Source organism: Pseudomonas sp. GQ91, assembly GCF_059758795.1.
Genome location: NZ_JCAXED010000006.1, coordinates 13,411 through 36,151 on the forward strand (window position 1 = coordinate 13,411; position 22,741 = coordinate 36,151).

17 protein-coding genes and 1 pseudogene are annotated in these 22,741 nt (G+C 60.2%); 9 read left to right on the forward strand and 9 right to left on the reverse strand.

Annotated features, from left to right (window positions below; genetic code table 11):
• Nucleotides 1-184 precede the first annotated feature (184 nt).
• Entirely contained in the window at nucleotides 185-688 is a 504-nt protein-coding gene (locus AC6CIA_RS10435; RefSeq protein WP_339528435.1) for a peptidylprolyl isomerase, read from the forward strand.
• Nucleotides 685-1,434 (forward strand): UDP-2,3-diacylglucosamine diphosphatase, encoded by a 750-nt coding sequence (lpxH, locus tag AC6CIA_RS10440; protein WP_498311792.1) that lies wholly within the window; start codon nucleotides 685-687, stop codon nucleotides 1,432-1,434. Before AC6CIA_RS10435 ends, lpxH begins: the two co-directional genes overlap by 4 nt.
• 157 nt (nucleotides 1,435-1,591) lie before the next feature.
• On the opposite strand, the gene AC6CIA_RS10445 is transcribed toward lpxH, so the two are convergent.
• The 7 genes from AC6CIA_RS10445 to AC6CIA_RS10475 all read right to left on the reverse strand — a co-directional run bounded on the left by AC6CIA_RS10445 (nucleotide 1,592) and on the right by AC6CIA_RS10475 (nucleotide 12,514).
• On the reverse strand, nucleotides 1,592-3,121 hold the full coding sequence (locus AC6CIA_RS10445; RefSeq protein ID WP_498311793.1) for a DHA2 family efflux MFS transporter permease subunit: 1,530 nt from the start codon (nucleotides 3,119-3,121) through the stop codon (nucleotides 1,592-1,594).
• Nucleotides 3,121-4,320, reverse strand: a complete 1,200-nt coding sequence (locus tag AC6CIA_RS10450) for an HlyD family secretion protein (RefSeq protein ID WP_498311794.1) — start codon at nucleotides 4,318-4,320, stop codon at nucleotides 3,121-3,123. Before AC6CIA_RS10450 ends, AC6CIA_RS10445 begins: the two co-directional genes overlap by 1 nt.
• A 15-nt stretch (nucleotides 4,321-4,335) precedes the next feature.
• On the reverse strand, nucleotides 4,336-5,793 hold the full coding sequence (locus AC6CIA_RS10455; protein ID WP_498311795.1) for an efflux transporter outer membrane subunit: 1,458 nt from the start codon (nucleotides 5,791-5,793) through the stop codon (nucleotides 4,336-4,338).
• Nucleotides 5,790-6,263 (reverse strand): MarR family winged helix-turn-helix transcriptional regulator, encoded by a 474-nt coding sequence (locus tag AC6CIA_RS10460; RefSeq protein WP_339528430.1) that lies wholly within the window; start codon nucleotides 6,261-6,263, stop codon nucleotides 5,790-5,792. Before AC6CIA_RS10460 ends, AC6CIA_RS10455 begins: the two co-directional genes overlap by 4 nt.
• A gap of 138 nt (nucleotides 6,264-6,401) precedes the next feature.
• The gene (locus AC6CIA_RS10465) at nucleotides 6,402-10,076 is read right to left on the reverse strand and encodes a translocation/assembly module TamB domain-containing protein (protein ID WP_498311796.1); all 3,675 of its coding nucleotides are present in this window, start codon (nucleotides 10,074-10,076) and stop codon (nucleotides 6,402-6,404) included.
• A complete protein-coding gene (locus AC6CIA_RS10470) occupies nucleotides 10,073-11,800 on the reverse strand; it encodes an autotransporter assembly complex protein TamA (RefSeq protein ID WP_498311797.1) in 1,728 nt (575 codons plus the stop codon). The genes AC6CIA_RS10465 and AC6CIA_RS10470 overlap by 4 nt, the downstream gene beginning before the upstream one ends.
• A 63-nt stretch (nucleotides 11,801-11,863) precedes the next feature.
• Nucleotides 11,864-12,514, reverse strand: coding sequence for a GNAT family N-acetyltransferase (locus AC6CIA_RS10475; protein WP_084379141.1), 651 nt, complete (start codon nucleotides 12,512-12,514; stop codon nucleotides 11,864-11,866).
• Between the two features lie 189 nt (nucleotides 12,515-12,703).
• Between AC6CIA_RS10475 and xthA the strand changes: the two genes are divergently transcribed.
• The 3 genes and pseudogenes from xthA to AC6CIA_RS10490 all read left to right on the forward strand — a co-directional run.
• Nucleotides 12,704-13,516: an exodeoxyribonuclease III gene (gene xthA / locus AC6CIA_RS10480; protein WP_498311798.1), complete on the forward strand. Its 813-nt coding sequence runs from the start codon at nucleotides 12,704-12,706 to the stop codon at nucleotides 13,514-13,516.
• Between the two features lie 98 nt (nucleotides 13,517-13,614).
• Nucleotides 13,615-14,958 carry a substrate-binding domain-containing protein gene (locus AC6CIA_RS10485; RefSeq protein ID WP_498311799.1) on the forward strand — a complete coding sequence of 448 codons (1,344 nt, stop codon included), beginning with the start codon at nucleotides 13,615-13,617 and terminating at the stop codon, nucleotides 14,956-14,958.
• Nucleotides 14,959-14,989: 31 nt separating this feature from the next.
• Nucleotides 14,990-15,115 (forward strand): annotated as a pseudogene (locus AC6CIA_RS10490) (outer membrane lipoprotein carrier protein LolA); the annotation flags it as partial.
• A 57-nt stretch (nucleotides 15,116-15,172) separates the two neighbouring features.
• Here the strand turns inward: AC6CIA_RS10490 and AC6CIA_RS10495 are convergent.
• Nucleotides 15,173-16,402, reverse strand: a complete 1,230-nt coding sequence (locus AC6CIA_RS10495; RefSeq protein ID WP_498311800.1) for an acyl-CoA dehydrogenase — start codon at nucleotides 16,400-16,402, stop codon at nucleotides 15,173-15,175.
• A gap of 150 nt (nucleotides 16,403-16,552) precedes the next feature.
• Here AC6CIA_RS10495 and AC6CIA_RS10500 point away from each other — a divergent pair, with 150 nt between their 5' ends.
• From AC6CIA_RS10500 to AC6CIA_RS10510, 3 genes are all read left to right on the forward strand, one after another.
• Nucleotides 16,553-17,500 (forward strand): LysR family transcriptional regulator, encoded by a 948-nt coding sequence (locus AC6CIA_RS10500; RefSeq protein ID WP_339528423.1) that lies wholly within the window; start codon nucleotides 16,553-16,555, stop codon nucleotides 17,498-17,500.
• Nucleotides 17,501-17,774: 274 nt separating this feature from the next.
• Nucleotides 17,775-18,173, forward strand: coding sequence for a MerR family transcriptional regulator (locus AC6CIA_RS10505; protein ID WP_498311801.1), 399 nt, complete (start codon nucleotides 17,775-17,777; stop codon nucleotides 18,171-18,173).
• Between the two features lie 12 nt (nucleotides 18,174-18,185).
• On the forward strand, nucleotides 18,186-19,085 hold the full coding sequence (locus tag AC6CIA_RS10510; protein WP_498311802.1) for a hydroxymethylglutaryl-CoA lyase: 900 nt from the start codon (nucleotides 18,186-18,188) through the stop codon (nucleotides 19,083-19,085).
• A 611-nt stretch (nucleotides 19,086-19,696) separates the two neighbouring features.
• Here AC6CIA_RS10510 and AC6CIA_RS10515 read toward each other — a convergent pair.
• A complete protein-coding gene (locus AC6CIA_RS10515; RefSeq protein WP_498311803.1) occupies nucleotides 19,697-21,382 on the reverse strand; it encodes an AMP-binding protein in 1,686 nt (561 codons plus the stop codon).
• Between the two features lie 162 nt (nucleotides 21,383-21,544).
• Here AC6CIA_RS10515 and AC6CIA_RS10520 point away from each other — a divergent pair, with 162 nt between their 5' ends.
• Nucleotides 21,545-22,708, forward strand: a complete 1,164-nt coding sequence (locus tag AC6CIA_RS10520; RefSeq protein ID WP_339528419.1) for an isovaleryl-CoA dehydrogenase — start codon at nucleotides 21,545-21,547, stop codon at nucleotides 22,706-22,708.
• The last annotated feature ends 33 nt before the right edge of the window (nucleotides 22,709-22,741 follow it).

Genomic DNA, 22,741 nt, shown 5'->3' on the forward strand with positions numbered 1-22,741 from the left:
CTGATGCTGTCAAGCCGCTGACAGAGCATGGCTAAAAACAGGTGCATTTAACGCACCGGCGGTGAAAAACCACCTCGAAATTCCTGCCGGGCACGCTAAACTGCGCGCCTTGGCTGCCGTTTTGCCAAATCGGTAAGGCGCCACGGCGCCCGAACCCACGAATTCCCTGAAAAGAGTAGTGAACATGACTCAAGTCAAACTGACCACCAACCACGGTGACATCGTCATCGAGCTGAACGCCGAGAAAGCGCCGATCACCGTCGCCAACTTCATCGAGTATGTGAAGGCCGGCCACTACGAAAACACCGTTTTTCACCGTGTCATCGGCAACTTCATGATCCAGGGCGGCGGTTTCGAGCCAGGCATGAAGGAAAAGAAAGACAAGCGCCCAAGCATCCAGAACGAAGCGGACAACGGTCTCTCCAACGACAAGTACACCGTCGCCATGGCCCGTACCATGGAGCCGCACTCGGCCTCCGCGCAGTTCTTCATCAACGTCGCCGACAACGCTTTCCTCAACCACAGTGGCAAGAACGTGCAGGGTTGGGGCTACGCCGTGTTCGGTAAAGTCACCGAAGGCACCGACGTCGTCGACAAGATCAAAGCGGTTTCCACCACCATGAAGTCCGGGCACCAAGACGTACCCGCTGACGACGTGATCATCGAGAAAGCCGAGATCGTTGGGTGATACTGCTGATTTCAGATTTGCATCTGGAAGAGGAGCGCCCGGATATCACCCGGGCGTTTCTGGATTTGCTCAACGGTCGTGCCCGTTGCGCCCAGGCGTTGTACATTCTCGGGGACTTCTTTGAAGCCTGGATTGGCGACGACGGGATGACGCCCTTCCAGCGTGACATTTGCACGGCGCTGCGTGCGCTGAGCGACAGTGGCACGCAGATTTTCATCATGCATGGCAACCGGGACTTCCTGATCGGCAAGGCGTTCTGCAAGGCGGCGGGCGCCACCTTGCTCAAGGACCCGAGTGTCGTGCAGTTTTATGGCGAGCCGGTGCTGTTGATGCACGGCGACAGCCTGTGTACCCGCGACCTCGGCTATATGAAGCTGCGGCGCATCCTGCGTAACCCGCTCGTGCTGTTTATCCTGCGTCACCTGCCCTTGCGCAGCCGCCACAAGCTGGCGCGCAAGCTGCGCAGCGAAAGCCGTGCGCAAACGCGGATGAAGGCCAACGATATTGTTGATGTCACGCCCGAGGAAGTACCGCGCGTGATGCAAGCGTTCGGCGTGCGTACGTTGGTCCATGGCCACACCCACCGCCCGGCGATCCATAAATTGCAGATTGGCGACCAGGCGGCCAAGCGGATTGTGCTGGGGGATTGGGACAAACAGGGCTGGGCGTTGCAGGTGGATGAGCACGGATTCCAGTTGGCGGCGTTTGACTTCGTCAATCCACAGTTGGCGTTGCCGGGGGCTTAACCCCCAAACACCCCCGTTCCCTTGTAAATTGATATCCAAATGTGGGAGCGGGCTTGCTCGCGATGACAGTGTGCCAGTCAACTCCTGTATCGACTGAACCAACGTCTTCGCGAGCAAGCCCGCTCCCACACTTTTTATTGCGTCCGGCTCTGGATATTTAGTGGCCGGAGGCCGCTGGCCCGGCCTTCGCGGCAAACGGCGGCTTGGCCAGCCACACCAGCAGGATCAAGCCGACGAACATCCACCCCAGCAACGTGAAGTAATCCACGGTGGACATCATGTACGCCTGGCTGGTGAGGATCTGATCCAACTGCATATAAGCCTTGTCCCCTGCCCCGCCCAGCGTATTCAGCGCATCGCGAGTGGCCGAGTCGTACACGCTCATGTTCTCGCTCATATAGGCATGATGCTGGTCCGCCCGGCGAATCCAGATCCAAGTGGTCAACGACGCCGCAAAGCTGCCACCCAAGGTGCGCAGGAACGTCGCCAGACCCGCACCGTCGGCAATCTGCTGCGGCGGCAGGTCCGACATCAGGATGCTCAAGGTCGGCATGAAGAACAGCGCCACGCCGATGCCCATGAACAGTTGCACCAGGGCGATGTGCTGGAAGCCCACCTCGTTGGTGAATCCGGCACGCATGAAGCAACTCAGGCCAATCGCCAGGAACGCCAGCCCGGCCAGCAGACGCAGGTCGAACTTGTGGGCGTACTTGCCGACAAACGGCGACATCAACACCGGCAGGATGCCGATCGGCGCCACGGCCAGCCCCGCCCAGGTAGCGGTGTAGCCCATCTGGGTCTGCAGCCATTGCGGCAGGATCAGGTTGATACCGAAGAAGCCCGCATAACCGAGGACCAACACGAGGGTGCCGATGCGAAAGTTGCGATAGGCAAACAGCCGCAGATTGACCACCGGATGCTTGTCGGTCATCTCCCAGATCACGAACACCGCCAGCGCAATCACCGAAATCAGCGCGCCGATGATGATGAAGTTCGACTCGAACCAATCCAGGTCATTGCCCTTGTCGAGAATGATCTGCAAGGCCCCCACGCCGACGATCAGGCTCAGCAGGCCGACGTAATCCATGGGTTGGTGACTGGTGACCACTGGGCGTTTTTTCAGTTGCGAGCGCACCACCATCACCGCAAAGATGCCGATGGGCACGTTGATGAAAAATATCCACGGCCAGCTGTAACTGTCGGTGATCCATCCCCCGAGAATCGGCCCGGCAATCGGCGCGACCACCGTGACCATCGCCAGCAACGCCAGGGCCATACCGCGTTTCGCCGGCGGATAAACCGCAATCAGCAAGGTTTGCGTCATCGGGTACAGCGGGCCGGCCACCAGGCCTTGCAGCACCCGAAAGCCGATCAGCTCGGGCATCGAAGTGGAGATACCACACAGAAACGACGCCAGCACAAACAGGATGGTGGCCCACAGAAACAGCTTCACCTCGCCAAAACGCCGACTCAGCCAGCCGGTCAGGGGTAAGGCAATCGCGTTGCTCACCGCAAACGAAGTGATGACCCAGGTGCCCTGCTCCGAGCTCACCCCGAGGTTGCCGGAAATGGTCGGCAAAGCCACGTTGGCGATGGTGGTGTCGAGCACCTGCATGAACGTCGCCAAAGACAGCCCGATAGTGGCCATCAGTAAGCTGGGTGGCGTGAAAGAGGCTTGGTTGCTCATCAGCGTTGCGCAGCCTTGGCGGTCGCGGCGCTATTGTCATGAATCAATTGGTCGATCATCGCGTCCGCCTCGGCCAATTGGCGATCGTAGACGTTGGTGGTAAACGAAGCCTGCTGCGGCGCCTGCTGGGCCAGGATCGGTCCGCTTTGATCGTGCAGGTCGACATCGACCAGGGTCGACAAGCCCACCCGCAGCGGATGTTCGGCCAACTGCTCGGCGTTGATGTGAATGCGCACCGGCACCCGTTGCACGATCTTGATCCAGTTACCGGTGGCATTCTGTGCCGGCAACAAGGCAAAGGCGCTGCCGGTACCAGCCCCCAGGCTGTCGACGGTGCCGTTGAATTTCACATCGCTGCCGTAGAGGTCAGATTCGATCTCTACCGACTGGCCAATGCGCATGTTACGCAGCTGGGTTTCCTTGAAGTTGGCGTCGATCCACAGTTGGTCCAAAGGAATCACCGCCATCAGCGCCGTGCCTGGCTGGACGCGCTGTCCCAGTTGCACGGTCCGCTTGGCCACATAACCGCTGACCGGAGCGATCAGGGTGCTGCGTGCGCGGGTCAGGTACGCTTGTCGCAATTGGGCGGCAGCGGCCTGCACGTCCGGATGGGACGAGATGACGGTGTCATCCACCAGCGCATTGGTGCTCTTCAATTGCTGCTGAAGGTTGGTCAGGGTGTTGTTGGCGGCGGTCAGGCTGTCCCGCGCATGGGACAGTTCTTCCAGGGAAATCGCCCCGCCCCGGGCCAGGTTCTTACGCCGGTTGTAGTTGTCCTGGGCCGTTTGCACTTCAGCTTTCTGTGCGTTGATCTGGGCTTTCATGCCATCGACATTGCTGTACAAACCCCGCACCTGGCGTACCGTGCGGGCCAGATTGGCCTGGGCACTTTGCAGGCCGACCGCAGCGTCGCTGGGGTCGAAGTTGATCAGCACCTGGCCGGCATGCACCAGGTCGCCATCGTCGGCGCCGATGCTCACCACGGTGCCGGTGACCAGCGGAGTGATTTCCACCACGTTGCCGTTCACATAGGCGTCATCGGTGCTTTCGCTCCAGCGGCCATACAGCTCGTACCAACCCCAGACGCCCACGGCGCCGAGGATGACGATCAGTGCCAGGCCCAGCAGCAATACTTTGCGTTTGCGCGGATTGTTGTCCTGGGGTTGCTCAGCGGTGTTGCTGGTTTCGGCAGTGGCCATGGCAAGTACCTCGAATTATTTCGTGCGGATGGCTGGAGGCGGTGTGACGCTCGCCACGTTGTCGGCGTTGAAACCGCCCCCCAGGGCCTGCATCAGTTGAATCGAAAGATCGATCTGCTCGGCATTCAGACTGGCCAATTGGCGCTGGGCCTGCAGCAGTTGCTGCTCGATGCTGAGCACATCCAGATAATTGCCGATGCCTGAGCCGTAGCGCTGGACGGCGGTGTCGTAGGACGCCTGGGCAATCTCGGTCGCATGTTGCTGGGCCTCGATCTGCCGACCGGTATCGCGCAGTTGCGAGAGGGTGTTGCCCACGTCGCCCAAGGCTTGCACCAGGATTTTGTTGTATTGGGCCACTGCGAGGTCGTAGTCGGCATCCCGCGCATCAAGGTCGGCCCGCAGGCGCCCGCCATCAAAGATCGGCAGGGAAATCGTCGGCGCGATGTTGAAGAAGCGGCTGGCGGAACCGAACATTGCGTCGCCCAGCAATGACTCGGCACCGGCACTCGCGCTCAAATTGAGATTGGGATAGAAGTTGGCCTTGCCAGCGAGAATATTCTTGCTGGCGGCCTCGACACGCCAACGGGCGGCGATCAAATCCGGGCGACGGCCAAGCAGCTCGGCGGGCAGCACCGACGGTACGGCGACCGCGCCGGGCTTGAGCACGTTCGGCCGGGCCAGTTGATTGCCACGATCCGGGCCTTTGCCCAGCAACACGGCCAAGGCAATTTTAGCGCTCTGCAGTTTTTTCTCGGCGTCGATCAACTGCGATTCGGCGCTGGCTTCCAGGCTTTCGGTCTGCTGGTACTGGTAGTGACTATCGATCCCGGAACTCAGGCGGCGCTGGCTCAACTCGAGCATTTGCCGGGTGCGCTTCAGGTCTTCATTGGCCAGGTCACGAATGATATGGGCCTGGCCCAGGTCGCTGTAGGCCTTGGCCACATCCGCGGCCAGGGTCAGGTGCGCGGCCTGCCGATCGACTTCGGCGGCACGCGCCTGGCCCAAGGCGGCTTCCCAGGCGGCGCGCTGACCGCCCCACAGGTCAAAGTTGTAGTTGAAGCCGGCACTGATGTTGCGCACGGTGGAGTAGGCATCGCCTTCGCCGCGTGGGTCCTGATCCTTGGCCAGGCGCGAACGGCTGACGCCGGCGCTGGCATCCAGGGTCGGCCTGCGAGCGGCGTTGGCCGCGTAGGCCACTGCCTCGGCCTGATGCGCGCGCGCGCTGGCGACTTGCATGTCGGGGCTGTTCTGCAGGGCTTCCTGGATCAGGCCGTCGAGTTGCGGGTCAGCGAGGTTTTTCCACCAGTCGGCTGTTGGCCAGGCCGCCGGTGACAGGGTCACACCACTCAGCGACTTACCGACCTGCAGGTTGTTCGCGTCGAGGCGCTGGCCTTGGGTGTCGAGGCCACTGTAGTTGGCGCAACCGGCCATGCTCATGGCCACCAGCACCAGGCAAAGAGCGCGTGTGTTCATTGAGTACCTACTCGCTGAATAGTGATGGGATCACCGGCAGCTATGAGCATTTTCTTGAGGATTTTTTCCAGGGTCTGCAACTCTCCCGGCTCCAGCGCACCGGCCAACTGGTTCAGGGCCTGGGCGCCGATGTGCGGCAGCATGTCCGCCAGGCGCTGGCCGTCGGTCGTGAGCACAAGCTGCACTTGCCGCCGATCCTGTTCGGAACGCTTGCGCGCCAACAGTGCTTTTTGCTCCAGGCGATCGAGCATGCGGGTCATCGAGCCACTGTCCAGGGACAGGTGCCGACACAGCTCCGCCGGGGTATCGACGCCGAACTGGGCCATGATGATCAACACCTTGAACTGCGCGGCGGTGACGCCGTGGGGCTCCATGTGGGTGTCGATGATGCGGTCCTTGAGAATCGCGGCGCGACCGAGCAAAAGCCCAAGGTGACAGGTGTGAAAGTTTTCCGGGGTGAAGTGGGTCATCTGCAAGTCACCTTATTACTGCCTAGGCAGCGAATGTGTGACGAGATATTACTGCCTAGGCAGCAAATGTCAAACAAATCGTTAGGTGACTCGGTAATACAGGAGCGAGCTGGCTCGCTCCTGCAAAAGGTCGGACGGTCAGAAATCCCGTTTGTAGAAAATATCCAGCGAACTGGCGACGCCGCTGGCCACCTCCAGGTACACCCGCTTGCTCAACAGGTAACGCAAGGCGATGGTGTTGGCCGGCTCAAACACGCCAACGCCGTAACGCAGGCTGAGTTTTTCAGTGATTTTGCCACTGGCCACCACCGCGGTTGCATTGCCGCTGCCCTGGGTGTCGAGCTCGAAGTCCTGGATCCCCAGGTTCCTGGCGATGTCCGAGGTGACGCCGGCGCTGCCCATCAACCCCAGGCCAAGCGCCGCTTGCGCGAGCATGTTGTTGTCCTCGCCGGTGGTACTCAACGGACGGCCCAGCACCAGATAGGACAGCGCCTGTTCCTGGCTCATCGCCGGTTCCGAGAAGATTTGCGTGGTGGGCTGCTCGGCACTCCCGCTCAAGCGAATGCCGGCGATCACGTCGTCGGTCTGGCGAATGGCCTCGATGTCCAGGTACGGCTGATCGAGGGGCCCGGCGAACAGTAACCGTGCGCGGCGTACGTTGAGACGCTGGCCGTAGGCGCGATAGCGTCCATCGTTGAGCCACAGTTCGCCACGCGTGTCCATATTGTCGCCAATATGCACACGGCCCTGGACCTTGGCGGTCAGGCCAAAACCGGCAAAGCTCAGTTTGTCTTCACCCACCACCACGTTGATATCCATGGCCATCGCCATTGGCGGCTGGCCTTCCTCGGTCTGGCTGCCGACGATCACCGTGTCATCGGAGACCTTGACCGTCGATGGCGGCAGCTCACGCACGGTGATTTCACCACGAGGAATATGCACGTCGCCGGCAATCGCCAGCTTGTCGTTTTTGAGCGTGATCTTCAGTTCCGGCGCCACTTCCAGCACCGCGTAGGGCTCCACCGTAACCGGCAGTTGCGTGCCTTGCAGGCTGATATCCACCGCCAGCGCCGGCCCCCACTCGATCAGTCCTTTTACACTGCCCTGCCCGGCCTTGCCGCTACGCCAGCCACCGTTGAGCCGTACGCTTTCGCCGGCGATCAGCGCCTGGACGTTCAGGCCTTCGAAGCTGACGGGCAGTTCCGGCCCGGAAATCTCGCCGCCCACCAGATTCACGCTGCCGTTGATCTGCGGCACCAACAGGCTGCCGGACAAACGACCGCTGCCGTTGAGCTTGCCGGTGAGTTTTTCGACCATCGGCACAAACGGTCGCGCCACGGCCAGATCAAGCCCGGTCAGGCTGAAATTACCGGACAACGGCTTGTTCTTCGCCAGTGGATCGATCTGTGCCTGCAACAACAGCTCACCGAGCTTGCCACCGCGGAAATTCAGTTGGGTATCGATGCGCTTCGGGTTCAGCGTGGTCTCCAGTTTCAATGTGTCGTAGGGAAAATCCAGCCACTGATCCTTGTCCTTGACCCGCAGCGTACCGCGACTCGCATCCACCGACACCAACCCCTTCGGACCGCTGGCCGGCAGGTCGAGTTGCACGTCGGCGTTGAGCTTGCCCTGCCAGGCAAAGTCCTTCGGCAGCCATTGCGCCAGGCTGTCGATGGGGAATTGTTTGAGGTGGTAACGCAACTTCGGTTCGGGCATCAGGCGCTGATCTTCACCGCACAGGCTGGCGGCACCGGACACCCAGCAATGGGCGGCAAAGGTCAGCTTGCCATCGGCCAAGCGCTCGATTTTCGCCGGGGCTTGCAGTTTCCAGTCCTGGCCCCCGGCGTGTACATCACCGCTGGCCAGGCGTCCGCGCCAGTTGCCCTGGTCGAGTTGGCCATCCAGGGCCAGGGCCAGTTTGACCAAAGGCCCCGTCAGGTCCACCTGGACCTTCTGTTTTTTGATATCGCCCTGGGCGCTGGCGGTGAGCGTGCCGACCTGAGTGTCGCCAGCCTGGATGCCGCTGCCCTTCAGATCGATTTTCGCCCGTTGATCAGCGTCGAGGTTGGCGTCCAGCGTCAGCCTGTGCAGGCGCTTGTCTTCAAACACCAACTGCTGGCCCAGCAGGTTGAGCTTGCCCTGGGGCGCCTGCAACGAACCGGCGACGTCCAGGCGACCGTTGACCTGCCCACGCAACTGCGGCCACAGCTGTGCCAGGCGCGCCAGCTTGATGTCGATCTGCCCGGCCAAACGCTGCTGCAAGCTGCCACTGCCGCTGATGCGGTTGTCGCCCAGGCGGATATCCAGAGTGCCCAGGGTCCATTGCTCGCCGCCGCCTTCGGCTTTCGCGACGAATGCCGCGGGCTGGCCGCGCAAGCGTCCCTTGAGGTCAAGGTCGGCGTTCAACTCCAGCTGTTGGTTTTTCATCTGGCCCTTGCTGCGCAACGGTCCCGCGAGCGTGCCCGGCAACTCTGCAACCCAATACGCCGGGTTGATCGCTGAAAGATCCAGCGCGGTGTCCCAGGCGATGCCATCGGCAAACTGCAGGTTCAAGTGGCCTTCGGCCTTGCCCTGGCCGGCGACCAGTTGCAGTTCCGGCAGGAAGACTTGAGTGAGGTCGCCACTGAACGGCGTCACCAGGCTGAACGTGCCGGCGGGGCCATCAAGCTCGGCCTTGAGATTGCCCAGGTAGTTGCCGTCCTTATAGGAAATTTCACCCTTGAAGCGGTGCATCACCACTTGGGGATCGTCGATCAACGGGTAGAGACGATGCCAGGGAAAGTCCAGCCAATCGATCTTCGCCTCGGCACTGAACCCTTGCTGCCAATCCAGTCCAGCACTGAGTCTGAGGCTTTGCTGGTCCCCGGCATTCAAGTCCAGGCCGGCAATCTGTGCGCCCTTGGCGTCGACCTTGCCTTTGAGCAGCAAGTCCACCGGGCCTTTTTCCGCCGGCAATTGCGCCTTGCCCAACAGCTGATAACCGTTGTGCAGGTCACCGCTGGCGGTGAGGTCCAGTTGATTGAGTTGCAACGTGTCGGGCAGATCGGCGCTGGCCTTGAAGCCATCGGCGGTAAGGTGCAATTGCGCGGGCAGGTTTTCCATCAGCGGTTGCAGTTCGCCGCGCAGTTTGGCCGGTAGATAGCCGCTGCTGTCCGCCTCAAGGTTGAGGGTCTTGAGCAAGTCGCCGTCGATCTTGAGGGCTACATTCCAGGGCGTGCCACCGGGCGCATACGGCAAACTGAGATTGCCCGACACGCTCAACGGCCAGTCACCGCCAGGTTGCAGCACGCCGGCCAGGTCCAGGACCAGACCCTCCCGCTGCAGATGCACCGCATCGATCTTCATCCCCTCAGCCGTCCAGCGCGCCGCCAGTTGCAAGCCCTTGAGTTCTTCGCTGCCGTTGAACAGCAAACTGCCGACGCGAACATCACCCAGTTCAATCGCCACCGGCAACTGCAAGTCCGGCAAGGTAATGGGGCCGCTGCTGTCCTCGGTGCTCGGCGCAAATTGCAGGCTGACCTGGTCCACATCCAGTTGATTGATGCACAAGGTCATGCGCAGCAGGCACCCGGGCGACCACTCGAACGTCGGCGCATTCAGCTCGACGCGGCTGTTGTCCTGCTGCCAAAGCAGATGCCCGGCGCTCCAGCGCCCGCCGAGCCGCCCCTGGAAATTCTCCACCGTCAGACCCGGCACCTGGCCCAGCGCCCATCGGCTGCCGGCCTGCGTGCCCAGCACAGTCCACAGCGCCAACACTACCAGCGCCAGCACCGCCACCAACGTCAGGCCGGCTATTTTCAAACCACGTCTCACAGCTCTGGCCCCATGGAAAAGTGCAAACGGATACCACCCGGATCGTCGAGGGCATGGGCCAGGTCGAGACGAATGGGGCCGACGGGCGACACCCAGCGCACGCCCACCCCGACGCCGCTTTTCAAGCTCGGAAATTCCAGGTCGTTAAAGGAGTTACCCTGATCGATAAAGGTCGCGATGCGCCATTTTTCGGCGATGGAATATTGATACTCGGCGCTCAAGGCCACCATGTAGCGCCCGCCAATGCGGTCACCCTGGGAGTTTTCCGGGGACAAGGTCTGGTACTCGTAGCCGCGCACGCTCTGATCGCCGCCAGCGAAAAAGCGCAGGGACGGCGGCACCGACTTGTAGCCGTTGGTGGCGCTGCCGCCGAACTGCGCACGACCGAGGAAGCGGTGCTTGTCCCACACGGTGGTCAAGCCCTTGATCATTGCCGTGCCATACAGCAGATTAGTGTCCGAACCCAATCCTTCCTTGGCGACCTTGGCATCAAATTGCAGTCGATAGCCGTTTTTCGGATCGATGCGGTTATCGCTGCGCAGGTACGAATAGCTGACGCCGGGCATCAGCAGATTGCTCAAGCCTGAATCGTCGCCCAAGCGATATTCTTCGCGTTGCCACTTGAGGGAAATCACTCGCGTCCAGCCGCTGGGCAATTTGCTGTGCCATTCAGGGCCGAGGGTGAGCAATTTACTCAAGGTGTCGGTGTTGGCCAGCTCTTCGTTCTGGTAACCGCCGGCAAAACGCAGCTTGTCGGTGAGCGGCGGATCCAGGGGAATGTCATACCACAGGCCGACGTTCTGCCGGGGCGCAGACAACTCGGCTTCCCAGCCGTAGCTGTGCCCCTGGGGATTGACCCAGTGGCGCGTCCAGTTGGCTTTACCTCGGGGGCCAACGTCGGTCGAGTAGCCCAGGCCCAGCCCCATGGTGCGCGGTTTGCGGGTTTCCAGCTGGACGGCAACCGGGATCACATCGCCGGTGGCCGCAGCCGGAGCGGCGTCCACCCGCACGCCCTCGAAAAAGCCGCTGGCTTGCAGGGCCTGGTTCAGTTCGGCAATTAATTCGGAATCGTAAGGGGTGCCGCTCTTGAACGGCACCATGCGTTGCAGCAGTTCTGCATCGAACGGCGTGTCGCCGGCGAAGTTGACCTGGCCAAGGGTGTAGCGCGGGCCGCTGTCGTAGACCAGATCGATATCAGCCACGCCCGCCTGGGGGTCGACGGACAAGGTCTGGCGCGTGAAGCGGCCACTGAAAAAGCCGAAGCGCGATGCCTGATTCTGGATCAGGCGCTTGGCGTCTTCGTAATGACCATGATTGAGCACGGCACCGGGCTTGAGGTCCTTGCTGTCAGGGACTCGAAACGACTTGAGTTGCGCCGCCTGGCCGTCGACGCGAATGGTCACGTCACGCAAATGCACGGGCTCGCCGGGGTCAATAGTGAGGATCAGCCGCGGGTTCTCGCCGCCTCGCACCTCACTGGCGATCCGCGGCTGATAAAAGCCCAACGCCTGCGCCGCTTTGCGAGCCTGCTCTTCGGCGCCACGACTGAAGCGCAACAAGGCTTCCTCATCACGCTCGCCAACCCCGCCGATATAGCCTTCGATGTTGGCCTTCAGCGCGTCGTTTGAAGGTTTGATGCGCACGTCCAGTTCGCTTTGCGCCAATGCGCCGCAGCTTGTGAACAGCAGAATCAAGCCGCTGGTAAATCTTCCTGGAAACTTCATAGGCGCGGATGCTACACGAGCGAAGGAGCATCTTAGAACCGGGATTTTTCTGAATAATTCTATTTAAGCCGTTGCAGTTTGTAACGCCTGGGGATTTGGGTGAAAAAATACGTGTTCAAGGATCGGGCCTACAGCAACCTCTCCTACTTCTTCATAACCTTGGCGCTTATAGAACTCCAGGTAGAGCGGATTGCCGGTGTCCAGTACCACGCCTTGGGAATGGGGATCCTCGGCGCACCAGTTATGCACGGCCTCAAGCAGTTGCTCGCCGTAATGCTTGCCCTGGAATTGCGGGTGAATCCCCAGCAACGGCAATACATGAACCGATTCGGACGGCAGGCACGCCAGCACCGCCTGTTGGTATTCCAGATAACGTCGGGTCGCCTTGACCCCAGCGCCCAACCACATACGCAACTGCCAGGCCCAGCTTTCGGTGATCCCCAGGCGCCGTTGTGGCGGCGCGATCAAGGCGATCCCGATCAAGCGGTCGTTGACCAACAGGCCAATGGCCGGCAACTCCTGGAAAAAGTGTTGCTTGACCAATTCTCGCACCGTCGTCCGTACTCTGTGTTCGTAACCGGCGCGTTCCGCCTCGAACAAGTAAGCGAACGTCGGTTCATGGCGATACGCCTGATACAACAGGGAGCGGGCTTCGCGGGAATAACCACGGTCGAGCAGGTGAATCTGGGCGATGGCGGTCGAGGTGTCCGGCATATCAGTGATATCTCCTGGGCGCGACTCAAAAAGGTTGCGCTCTTATAGGTACGAGCCCGGGGCGGCTGACGGGTTCCCCGCCGTTGGCTGTCAGAAGGACATTAGCAGCGCATCTGTCTTACCGCCACGCTGGCCCCCGCCCGACTTGTCGGCTAGCATCGGCCTTTTGCCAAGTCTGGACTGCCGACCATGAAAATCGTCTCTTTCAACATCAACGGGCTACGCGCGCGCCCTCATCAGCTGGCGGCACTGATCGAGAAACATCAGCCGGACGTGATCGGCCTGCAGGAAACCAAGGTTCACGACGACCAGTTTCCGCTCGCCGAAGTCCAGGCCCTGGGTTATCACGTGTATTATCACGGCCAGAAAGGCCACTACGGTGTCGCCCTTCTCTCTCGCCAGGAGCCGCTCGAGGTATACAAAGGCTTTGACGCGGACGACGAAGACGCCCAGCGGCGTTTTATCTGGGGCACCTTCGCCGATGCGAATGGCAATCCGATCACCATCATGAATGGCTATTTCCCCCAGGGCGAAAGCCGCGACCACCCCACCAAGTTCCCGGCCAAGCAACGCTTTTACGAAGACCTGCAACAACTGCTGGAAACCCGATTCAGCAATGACCAGGCCGTGGTGGTGATGGGTGACGTAAACATCTCCCCGCAAGATTGCGATATCGGCATCGGTGCCGACAATGCCAAGCGCTGGCTGAAAACCGGCAAGTGCAGCTTCCTGCCGGAAGAGCGTGAATGGATGGAGCGTCTGAAAAACTGGGGGCTGACGGACAGTTTCCGCCATCTGCATCCTGATGTGACAGACCGTTTCAGTTGGTTCGACTACCGCAGCCGGGGTTTTGAAGACGAGCCCAAGCGTGGCCTGCGCATTGATTTGATCATGGCGTCCAATGGCTTGTTGCCGCGGGTCAAGGATGCCGGCGTGGACTATGAACTGCGCGGCCTGGAAAAGCCCTCTGATCATGCGCCGATCTGGCTTGAGTTGAGCTGATCGAGCGTCGGCGGCGAAACGCCGCCACTGTCACATTTGTGCAATACCTCTGACTTAATCTGCCGGCACTCCCTTTGTCTAAAGAAGGTGCCGGCACGATGCCGCGTGTTCTCTCCCTGCTGATCCTGCTCGGCACACTTCCCTTTACCGCCTCCGCCACCCCGCTGCCGTTGCCGTTGCCCGATCACGGTCCGGCCTTGCGTATTCAGGGTTCCAACACGATTGGCGCGGCGCTGGGCCCGGCGCTCGTCAAAGGACTGATGGAGCAACAGGGATTGAAGACGATTCACAGCGCGGCGTCCGAGCATGCCAATGAACAGCTCATCATCGGCAAGACCCACCAAGGCCGAACGGTCAGCGTGGAGGTCGCCGCCCACGGTTCCAGCACCGGCTTTGCGGCGCTGGAAACCGCCAGCACCGATCTGGTCGCCTCGTCCCGCCCCATCAAGGACAGCGAACTGGTAGCACTGGAAAGTCTCGGCGACCTGAAAGCGCCTGAGGCGGAACAGGTGATCGCGATTGATGGCTTGGCGATCATTGTCCATCCGCGCAACCCGCTGGACACCTTGGACACCGAGCAGTTGGCGCGGATTTTCAGCGGTGAGGTGGACAGTTGGGAGCAACTGGGCGGTGCGGGTGGACGCATCAATCTGTACGCCAGGGATGATCAGTCCGGCACCTATGACACCTTTAAAGAACTGGTACTCAGCCAGCGTGGCAAAGTGCTGGTGCGTGGGGCCCAACGTTTCGAATCCAGCGAACAACTATCCGATGCGGTCAGCCGCGATCCTCGGGGCATCGGCTTTATCGGTTTGCCTTACGTACGCCAGGCCAAGGCCGTGGCGATCAGCGATGGCGACTCACAGCCCATGTTGCCCTTGAACAGCCTGATCGCTACCGAGGACTACCCGTTATCGCGCCGGTTGTTTTTCTACCTGCCGCCCATTGGCGAGAACCCGTGGGCCAAGGCGCTGGTGAATTTCGCCCAGAGCGACAAGGGGCAGGCGATCGTCGCCGCCAACGGCTTTATCGCGCAACAGGTGCAAGCCATTGCGGTAGAACCCCGGGCGCCGATGCCCGATGACTACCAGGCGATCGCCCGCGAAGCCCAGCGGCTAACCGTGAACTTTCGTTTCGAGGAAGGCAGCGCGAGCCTGGACAACAAGGCGCGCCAGGACTTGCTGCGAGTGGTGGCCTATATAAGGCGCCACGGCAAACAGGACAAACGGGTGACCCTCGTGGGTTTTGGCGATGCCAAGAGTGATTCCGAGCGTGCGGCCCTGCTGTCGAAGCTGCGCGCGATGGCGGTTCGCCGGGAACTGGTGAAAAATGGCGTGGTGATGCGTGACATACGCGGATTCGGTGCGCAGATGCCGGTGGCGGCGAATACCGCGGATGGCGGCCGGATCAAGAACCGGCGGGTGGAGGTTTGGGTATATTGAGGGGGCCCGTCGCGACTGCCTGATACCTGACCTGATTTTTTGTAACCATACCCCGTCTGTAGGAGCAAGCTTGCTCGCGAAGGTCGTTAACGATGACGCGGGAAATCTGGCACCCCGAGGCGATCTCAGGTTTTTCGCGAGCAAGCTCGCTCCTACAGAAGGCGGCTCTGTTGCACCCCGGCCATGGATGGCCGAGGTGCGCTTTACCTCAAGACTACTGCCCGCTACGCATCATCTCGCGAGGCACATATTTGCCGATCTCGAATTTGCCGATCGCCGCCCGGTGTACTTCGTCGGGGCCGTCGGCCAGGCGCAGGGTACGCTGCATCGCATACATGTAGGCCAACGGGAAGTCGTTGGAAACTCCGGCACCGCCATGGATCTGGATGGCCCGATCAATGACTTTCAACGCGATGTTCGGCGCCACCACCTTGATCTGGGCGATTTCGCTTTTCGCCACTTTGTTGCCCACGGTGTCCATCATGTACGCCGCTTTCAACGTCAGCAGGCGCGCCATGTCGATCTCCATCCGTGAATCGGCAATCTTGTCGATATTGCCCCCCAGCCGCGCCAATGGCTTGCCGAACGCCGTACGGCTGACCGACCGCTTGCACATCAACTCCAGCGCCCGCTCGGCCATCCCGATGGAGCGCATGCAATGGTGAATCCGCCCCGGACCCAGGCGGCCTTGGGCAATTTCGAAACCACGGCCCTCGCCTAACAGCACGTTTTCATAAGGCACCCGAACGTTCTCGAACAGTACCTCGGCGTGGCCATGGGGAGCATCGTCGTAACCGAAGACCGGCAGCGGACGCACGATCTTCACGCCTGGCGTATCCACTGGCACCAGGATCATCGAATGTTGTTGATGGCGCGGCGCGTCGGGGTTGCTCAAGCCCATGAAGATCAGGATCTTGCAGCGCGGATCACAGGCACCGGAGGTCCACCATTTTTTACCGTTGATCACCCACTCGTCGCCATTGCGTTCCGCCCGGGCCGCCATATTGGTAGCGTCGGAAGAAGCGACGTCCGGCTCGGTCATGGCGAACGCCGAGCGGATCTCGCCGCGCAGCAAAGGTTCGAGCCAGCGCTGTTTCTGCTCTTCGTTGGCGTAGCGCACCAGTACTTCCATATTGCCGGTGTCGGGCGCCGAACAGTTGAACGGTTCCGGCCCCAACAAAGAGCGGCCCATGATTTCCGCCAAGGGGGCGTATTCGAGGTTGGTCAGGCCGGCACCCAACTCGGATTCCGGCAGGAACAGGTTCCACAAACCCTCGGCTTTGGCCTTGGCTTTAAGCTCTTCCATGATGGCAGTGGGTTGCCAGCGGTTGCCTTCGCTGACCTGGCGTTCAAACACTGGCTCGGCAGGGTAAACGTAAGCATCCATGAATGCGGTGACGCGCTCACGCAGTTCCTGAACCTTGGGCGAATAAGCGAAATCCATGATCGGCTACCTTCTTGGCAGGTTGTTTAGGTCATGCAATCGATGCTAGAACAGCTACGAAAATTAACCTAGCCTATTCTCGGCGTGTATTAACATTCATCACCGATATATGATCGGCCTATGGCTACCCAACAATAAGAGCGCAGTGAAATGAATCTGAGCAAGGTCGACCTCAACCTCTTCATCGTCTTTGACGCGATCTATACCGAAGCCAACCTGACCCGCGCCGGGCAAATCGTCGGGATCACCCAACCCGCGGTGTCGAACGCTCTGGCACGCCTGCGCGAGACGTTCAACGACCCGTTGTTCGTGCGCACCGCCCAGGGCATGGTGCCTACGCCGATGGCGCAGAACATCATCGGTCCAGTGCGCAATGCCTTGTCATTGCTGCGGGTATCGGTGCAGGAAAGCCGCATTTTCAACCCGCAGCAGGCGGCCAAGACCTATCGCATCAGCATGACCGACCTCACCGAGGCGGTGATCCTGCCCCCGTTGTTCCAGCGCCTGCGCCGTCTGGCGCCCACCGTGGTGATCGAGAGTTTCCTGTCCAAGCGGCGGGAAACCACCAAGGAATTGGCCGCCGGCCGCCTGGACTTCGCCGTGGATGCGCCGCTTAACACCGACCCGCAGGTACGCCACGTCAAGCTGATGGAAGACCGCTACGTGTGTGCGATGCGCAAGGGGCATCCCATGGCGAGCAAGGAAAAGCTGAGCCTGGATGATTACCTCTCCCTGACCCACATTCATATCTCCAGCCGCCGCAATGGCCTCGGGCATGTCGATCTGGCCCTGGGAAAAATGGGCATTCAGCGCAAGATCGCCCTGCGTTCACAGCATTATTTGATGGCCTCGCAAGTGTTGCAGCAAACCGACATGGTGATGACCGTACCCGAGCGTTTTGCCCGACGTAACGAACTGCAATCGTTCAACCTGCCGGTCAATGACGTTCCGCCGGTGGAGACACACTTGTACTGGCACGAAAGCACCGACCAGGACCCGGCCAACCGCTGGATGCGTGAGCAAATGATTGAGTTGTGCCAGCAGGTCACCGCCCATGAGAAGAAGCTGGACAAACAACAGGCTGACACGCGACCGTAGCGAGGTTGCTTGTCCTGTGGCGAGAGGGCTTGTCCTGTGGCGAGAAGGCTTGTCCTGTGGCGAGGGGGCTTGTCCCCCGTTGGGCTGCGCAGCAGCCCTCAAACCAAAGGCCAAGCCCCCTCGCCACACAAGCGATATCAAGCGCTTCACTGGCTTAACTGAACGGCATTAGGGTTTGCCACAGGTAAACCATCGCGCTTCAAGACAGGTGATGCGCTTGACGTATACGTCAAGCAGCCATTAGCTTAGCGCCAGGACTTTCTTGAGCGCCCCCATGAGCACGACCTACAGCATTTCCGACCTCGCCCGCGAGCTCGATATCACCACCCGCGCCATTCGCTTCTATGAAGAACAAGGTCTCCTGGCCCCGGAACGACGGGGCCAGGAGCGCGTTTATTCGCCACGCGACAAGGTCAGCCTGAAGCTGATCCTGCGCGGCAAGCGCATCGGTTTTTCCCTGGCCGAATGCCGCGAGCTGATCGAACTCTACGACCCTTCCAGCGGCAATCAGAAACAGTTGCACAGCATGCTGGCAAAAATCACCGAGCGTCGCGAGCAACTGGAGCAACAACTGCTGGACATCGAACAGATGAAACTGGAACTGGACACCGCCGAAGAGCGTTGCACCCAGGCGCTGCAACAAACTCTGCAAAACCAGATCGACCACTCATAAGAGGTAGCTGACATGTCCCTCCCTTCACACGTGCGGCTGGTGGAGGTCGGTCCTCGCGACGGCCTGCAAAATGAAGCACAGCCCATCAGCGTCGCGGACAAGGTTAACCTGGTGGACGCGTTGACCGCCGCTGGCCTGAGCTATATCGAAGTGGGCAGTTTCGTGTCGCCCAAGTGGGTGCCGCAAATGGCCGGCTCCGCCGAGGTGTTCGCAAGGATTCAACGCAAGGCCGGGGTCAAGTACGGTGCACTGGCGCCGAACCTGCGGGGCTTCGAGGACGCAATGGTCGCAGGAGTCAAGGAAGTCGCGGTGTTTGCGGCCGCGTCCGAAGCCTTCTCCCAACGCAATATCAACTGCTCCATCAACGACAGCCTGGAGCGTTTCGCGCCGATCATGGCGGCGGCCAAACAGCATGGCGTGACCGTGCGCGGGTATGTGTCCTGCGTACTGGGCTGCCCGTACGAAGGCACGGTGGCACCGGAACAAGTCGCCGCCGTCGCTCGCGAATTGTATGCCATGGGCTGCTATGAAGTGTCCCTGGGCGACACCATCGGCACCGGCACGGCGGGCGCGACCCGGCGCCTGTTCGAGGAGGTCGGTAAAGACGTACCCCGGGACAAACTGGCCGGGCACTTCCATGACACCTACGGTCAGGCCATCGCCAATATCTACGCCAGTCTTCTGGAAGGTATCCAGGTATTCGACAGTTCCATCGCCGGACTCGGCGGCTGTCCGTATGCCAAGGGCGCCAGCGGTAACGTCGCCACCGAAGACGTGCTGTACCTGCTCGAAGGCCTGGGGATCGACACCGGGGTCGACCTGGAGCAATTGATCCTGGCTGGCCAACAGATCAGTGGCGTATTGGGCCGCCCTACCGGCTCGCGTGTGGTCAAGGCGCGTACCGCCCGATGAGTAACCTGCATGTGACAATGTGTTACCGCGCATAGACGCAACGGGTAACGCGGGAACATACCTTGTCGCATTCACGGAAATAAATTTCGATCAAAAATAACAAGTCATTGATTTAAAAGGATTTAAAAAAGTTGGCACGGCTTCTGCTATCTCTTTGGCATAACAAGAATAAAAAGCGCCAAACCTAATAAAAATAAGACGTACCGACTCTGACATAACAAAAACAACACGACAGAGACGCAGCTAACAGATTTTTTTGGAGAAGATAGGCTTTTCAGGGTACGGCGGATGTCGTTACTCGCAACCGGGAAGAGAACAATAAAACTACCCCAAGGTAGCTACCCACTGGTTGGATCGCGTGCGAAAAAGCAGATCAGCGTTCAAAAAAATACGTTTGCTCTTGATCCCGGATGGGGATCGCCAAAACAGCGGTAAGGGCCACGGTTGACAAAAACAACAACAGACCGCCCCTCAATAATAAAAAAGAGCACGGCAACGACAAATTAAAGGGGACCTTCGGGTCCCCTTTGTGCTGTCTGGATGAATGCACCGGAGGGGTCAAACCACACCCCATGTGAGCGCGAGCCCGCTCTCACATCTGATAGACCACCTTACAGACCCTTTGCACGCAACTCGTCAATCATGATCTCGCGCATCCGAAACTTCTGGATCTTGCCCGTCACCGTCATCGGAAATTCGTCCACGAACTTGAAATACCGGGGTGTCTTGAAGTGCGCGATCCGCCCCTTGCACCAGGTTTGCAATTCCAGTTCGCTGGCCACATGCCCCGCATGGAACTTGATCCAGGCCACGATTTCTTCGCCGTAACGTGCGTCCGGGATGCCGATGATCTGCACATCCGCGACTGCCGGATGGGTGAAAAAGAACTCCTCCAGTTCTCGCGGATATACGTTCTCGCCGCCCCGGATGATCATGTCCTTGTTACGCCCAGCGATGCATACGTAGCCCTGCTCGTCCATGCTCGCCAGGTCACCGGTGTGCATCCAGCCAGCGTCGTCGATAGCTTCGCGGGTGCCGACGGGGTTGTTCCAATAACCGAGCATCACGCTGTAGCCACGGGTGCACAACTCACCGACTTGACCACGAGGCAAAATGTTACCGGCCGCATCGATGATCTTGCTTTCCAGTTGCGGCTGGGTGCGCCCCACGGTGGTGACACGACGTTCCAGGTCATCATCCGCCCCGGTCTGCAGCGACACCGGGCTGGTTTCGGTCATGCCGTAGGCAATCTGCACCTCACCCATGTGCATCTCGCTGATCACCCGACGCATCACCTCGATCGGGCAAGTGGCGCCAGCCATGATCCCGGTGCGCAGGCTCGACACGTCGAACTCGCCGCGGCGTGGATGATCGAGCATCGCGATAAACATCGTCGGCACGCCGTAGAGCCCGGTGGCCTGTTCTTCGGCGACGGTGGTCAATGTCAACAAAGGATCGAACCCGTCATTGGGATAAATCATCGTGGTGCCATGGGTGATACACCCCAGGTTACCCATCACCATGCCGAAGCAGTGATAAAGCGGTACGGGAATCACCAGGCGGTCTTGTGCCGTCAGCCCCAGGCTTTCGCCGACCATGTAGCCGTTATTCAGAATGTTGTGATGACTGAGGGTCGCGCCCTTCGGAAAACCGGTGGTGCCGGAGGTGTACTGGATGTTGACGGCTTGAGCGAAGTGCAGGCTGGCCTGACGGGCATGCAACTGGGTCATCGGGACGTCCGCGCCGAGGGTCGAGAGGTGCGACCAGGGCAGGAATCCCGAAGGCGGTCGCGGATCAAGACTGATCACCCCCCGCAGGTCGGGAAGTGTCTCGCACTGCACCTGGCCGATGGGTTGCTCACCCAGTTCAGGCACCAGTTCCTGCAGCATGGCGTGGTAATCCGAGGATTTGAAAGACCCGGCACTGATCAGCCACTGGCAACCGGACTGCTTGAGCACGTATTCCAGTTCGCTGCTGCGATAGGCCGGATTGATGTTGACCAGAATCACCCCGAGCTTGGCGCTGGCCACCTGACTGATGCACCACTCGGCACAGTTCGGGGCCCAGATACCCAACCGATCACCCGCCTGCAAGCCCAACGCCAGCAACGCCCGGGCATGCAGGTCGACCGCCTCGCCCAGTTGCCGCCAGGTGTAATGCAGGTGCTGGTGGCGAACCACCAGGGCGTCGCCCTCCGCGTATCGCGCGACCGTCTGGTCGAACGCCTGGCCAATGGTCATGGCCAGCAAGGCCTGGTCCTGGGAGCCACGGCTGTAGCTCTGATTCGGTTGATCCATAACGGTCCCCATTGTCTTTTTTGTCGGTGGACGACGGCTTGCTTGACGTTAACGTAAACTACGATTGACAGCCCTGCAACGCAAGTTTACGTTAACGTAAAGGTGAGTGCGCCGAGGGCACGCTTCCACCCCACCACCACAACGCTTAAAAAGGTGCCTGTCATGAGTTACCCCTCCCTGAATTTCGCCCTCGGTGAAACCATCGACATGCTGCGTGACCAGGTGCAGTCATTCGTGGCCAAGGAGCTGGCGCCGCGCGCCGCGCAGATCGACATCGACAATCTGTTCCCCGCCGACATGTGGCGCAAGTTCGGCGACATGGGCCTGCTCGGCATCACTGTGCCGGAAGAATACGGCGGCGCCGGCCTGGGCTACCTGGCCCACGTGGTGGCCATGGAGGAGATCAGTCGCGGCTCGGCGTCAGTTGCCTTGTCCTACGGCGCGCACTCCAACCTCTGCGTCAACCAGATCAACCGCAACGGCACCCACGAACAGAAACTCAAGTATTTGCCCAAGCTGATCAGCGGCGAACACATCGGCGCCCTGGCCATGAGCGAACCGAACGCCGGATCCGACGTGGTCTCGATGAAACTGCGCGCCGACAAGCGCGGCGAGCACTATGTGCTCAACGGCAGCAAGACCTGGATTACCAACGGTCCTGACGCCAATACCTACGTAATCTACGCCAAGACCGACCTTGAGAAAGGCGCCCACGGCATCACCGCGTTTATCGTCGAACGTGACTGGAAAGGTTTCAGCCGCAGCAACAAGTTCGACAAGCTGGGCATGCGGGGCTCCAATACCTGCGAACTGTTCTTCGACGACGTTGAAGTGCCCGAGGAAAATATCCTCGGTGCACTCAATGGCGGTGTGAAAGTGCTGATGAGTGGCCTGGACTACGAACGCGTGGTGCTGTCCGGTGGCCCCACCGGGATCATGCAGGCCTGCATGGACCTGATCGTGCCCTACATCCACGACCGCAAGCAGTTCGGCCAGAGCATCGGCGAGTTCCAACTGATCCAGGGCAAAGTCGCCGACATGTACACCCAACTCAATGCCAGCCGCGCGTACCTGTATGCCGTGGCGCAGGCCTGCGAACGCGGCGAAACCACGCGCAAGGACGCCGCCGGGGTGATCCTCTACAGCGCCGAACGCGCCACCCAGATGGCGCTGGACGCGATCCAGATTCTCGGCGGTAACGGCTACATCAACGAATTCCCCGCCGGACGCCTGCTGCGTGACGCCAAGCTGTATGAAATCGGTGCGGGCACCAGTGAGATTCGGCGCATGTTGATTGGTCGCGAATTGTTTAACGAAACGAAATGAATTTCGTCAGCTTCAAGCGACAAGCGGCAAGAG

What these genes read in the sequence shown, in the direction of transcription:
- AC6CIA_RS10520 (WP_339528419.1), top strand. Translation starts at nt 21,545, where the DNA reads ATGAGTTACCCCTCCCTGAATTTCGCCCTCGGTGAAACCATCGACATG.
- AC6CIA_RS10455 (WP_498311795.1), bottom strand. Translation starts at nt 5,793, where the DNA reads ATGAACACACGCGCTCTTTGCCTGGTGCTGGTGGCCATGAGCATGGCC.
- AC6CIA_RS10485 (WP_498311799.1), top strand. Translation starts at nt 13,615, where the DNA reads ATGCCGCGTGTTCTCTCCCTGCTGATCCTGCTCGGCACACTTCCCTTT.
- AC6CIA_RS10460 (WP_339528430.1), bottom strand. Translation starts at nt 6,263, where the DNA reads ATGACCCACTTCACCCCGGAAAACTTTCACACCTGTCACCTTGGGCTT.
- AC6CIA_RS10505 (WP_498311801.1), top strand. Translation starts at nt 17,775, where the DNA reads ATGAGCACGACCTACAGCATTTCCGACCTCGCCCGCGAGCTCGATATC.
- AC6CIA_RS10435 (WP_339528435.1), top strand. Translation starts at nt 185, where the DNA reads ATGACTCAAGTCAAACTGACCACCAACCACGGTGACATCGTCATCGAG.
- AC6CIA_RS10470 (WP_498311797.1), bottom strand. Translation starts at nt 11,800, where the DNA reads ATGAAGTTTCCAGGAAGATTTACCAGCGGCTTGATTCTGCTGTTCACA.
- AC6CIA_RS10515 (WP_498311803.1), bottom strand. Translation starts at nt 21,382, where the DNA reads ATGGATCAACCGAATCAGAGCTACAGCCGTGGCTCCCAGGACCAGGCC.
- AC6CIA_RS10495 (WP_498311800.1), bottom strand. Translation starts at nt 16,402, where the DNA reads ATGGATTTCGCTTATTCGCCCAAGGTTCAGGAACTGCGTGAGCGCGTC.
- xthA (WP_498311798.1), top strand. Translation starts at nt 12,704, where the DNA reads ATGAAAATCGTCTCTTTCAACATCAACGGGCTACGCGCGCGCCCTCAT.
- AC6CIA_RS10475 (WP_084379141.1), bottom strand. Translation starts at nt 12,514, where the DNA reads ATGCCGGACACCTCGACCGCCATCGCCCAGATTCACCTGCTCGACCGT.
- AC6CIA_RS10445 (WP_498311793.1), bottom strand. Translation starts at nt 3,121, where the DNA reads ATGAGCAACCAAGCCTCTTTCACGCCACCCAGCTTACTGATGGCCACT.
- AC6CIA_RS10510 (WP_498311802.1), top strand. Translation starts at nt 18,186, where the DNA reads ATGTCCCTCCCTTCACACGTGCGGCTGGTGGAGGTCGGTCCTCGCGAC.
- AC6CIA_RS10450 (WP_498311794.1), bottom strand. Translation starts at nt 4,320, where the DNA reads ATGGCCACTGCCGAAACCAGCAACACCGCTGAGCAACCCCAGGACAAC.
- AC6CIA_RS10500 (WP_339528423.1), top strand. Translation starts at nt 16,553, where the DNA reads ATGAATCTGAGCAAGGTCGACCTCAACCTCTTCATCGTCTTTGACGCG.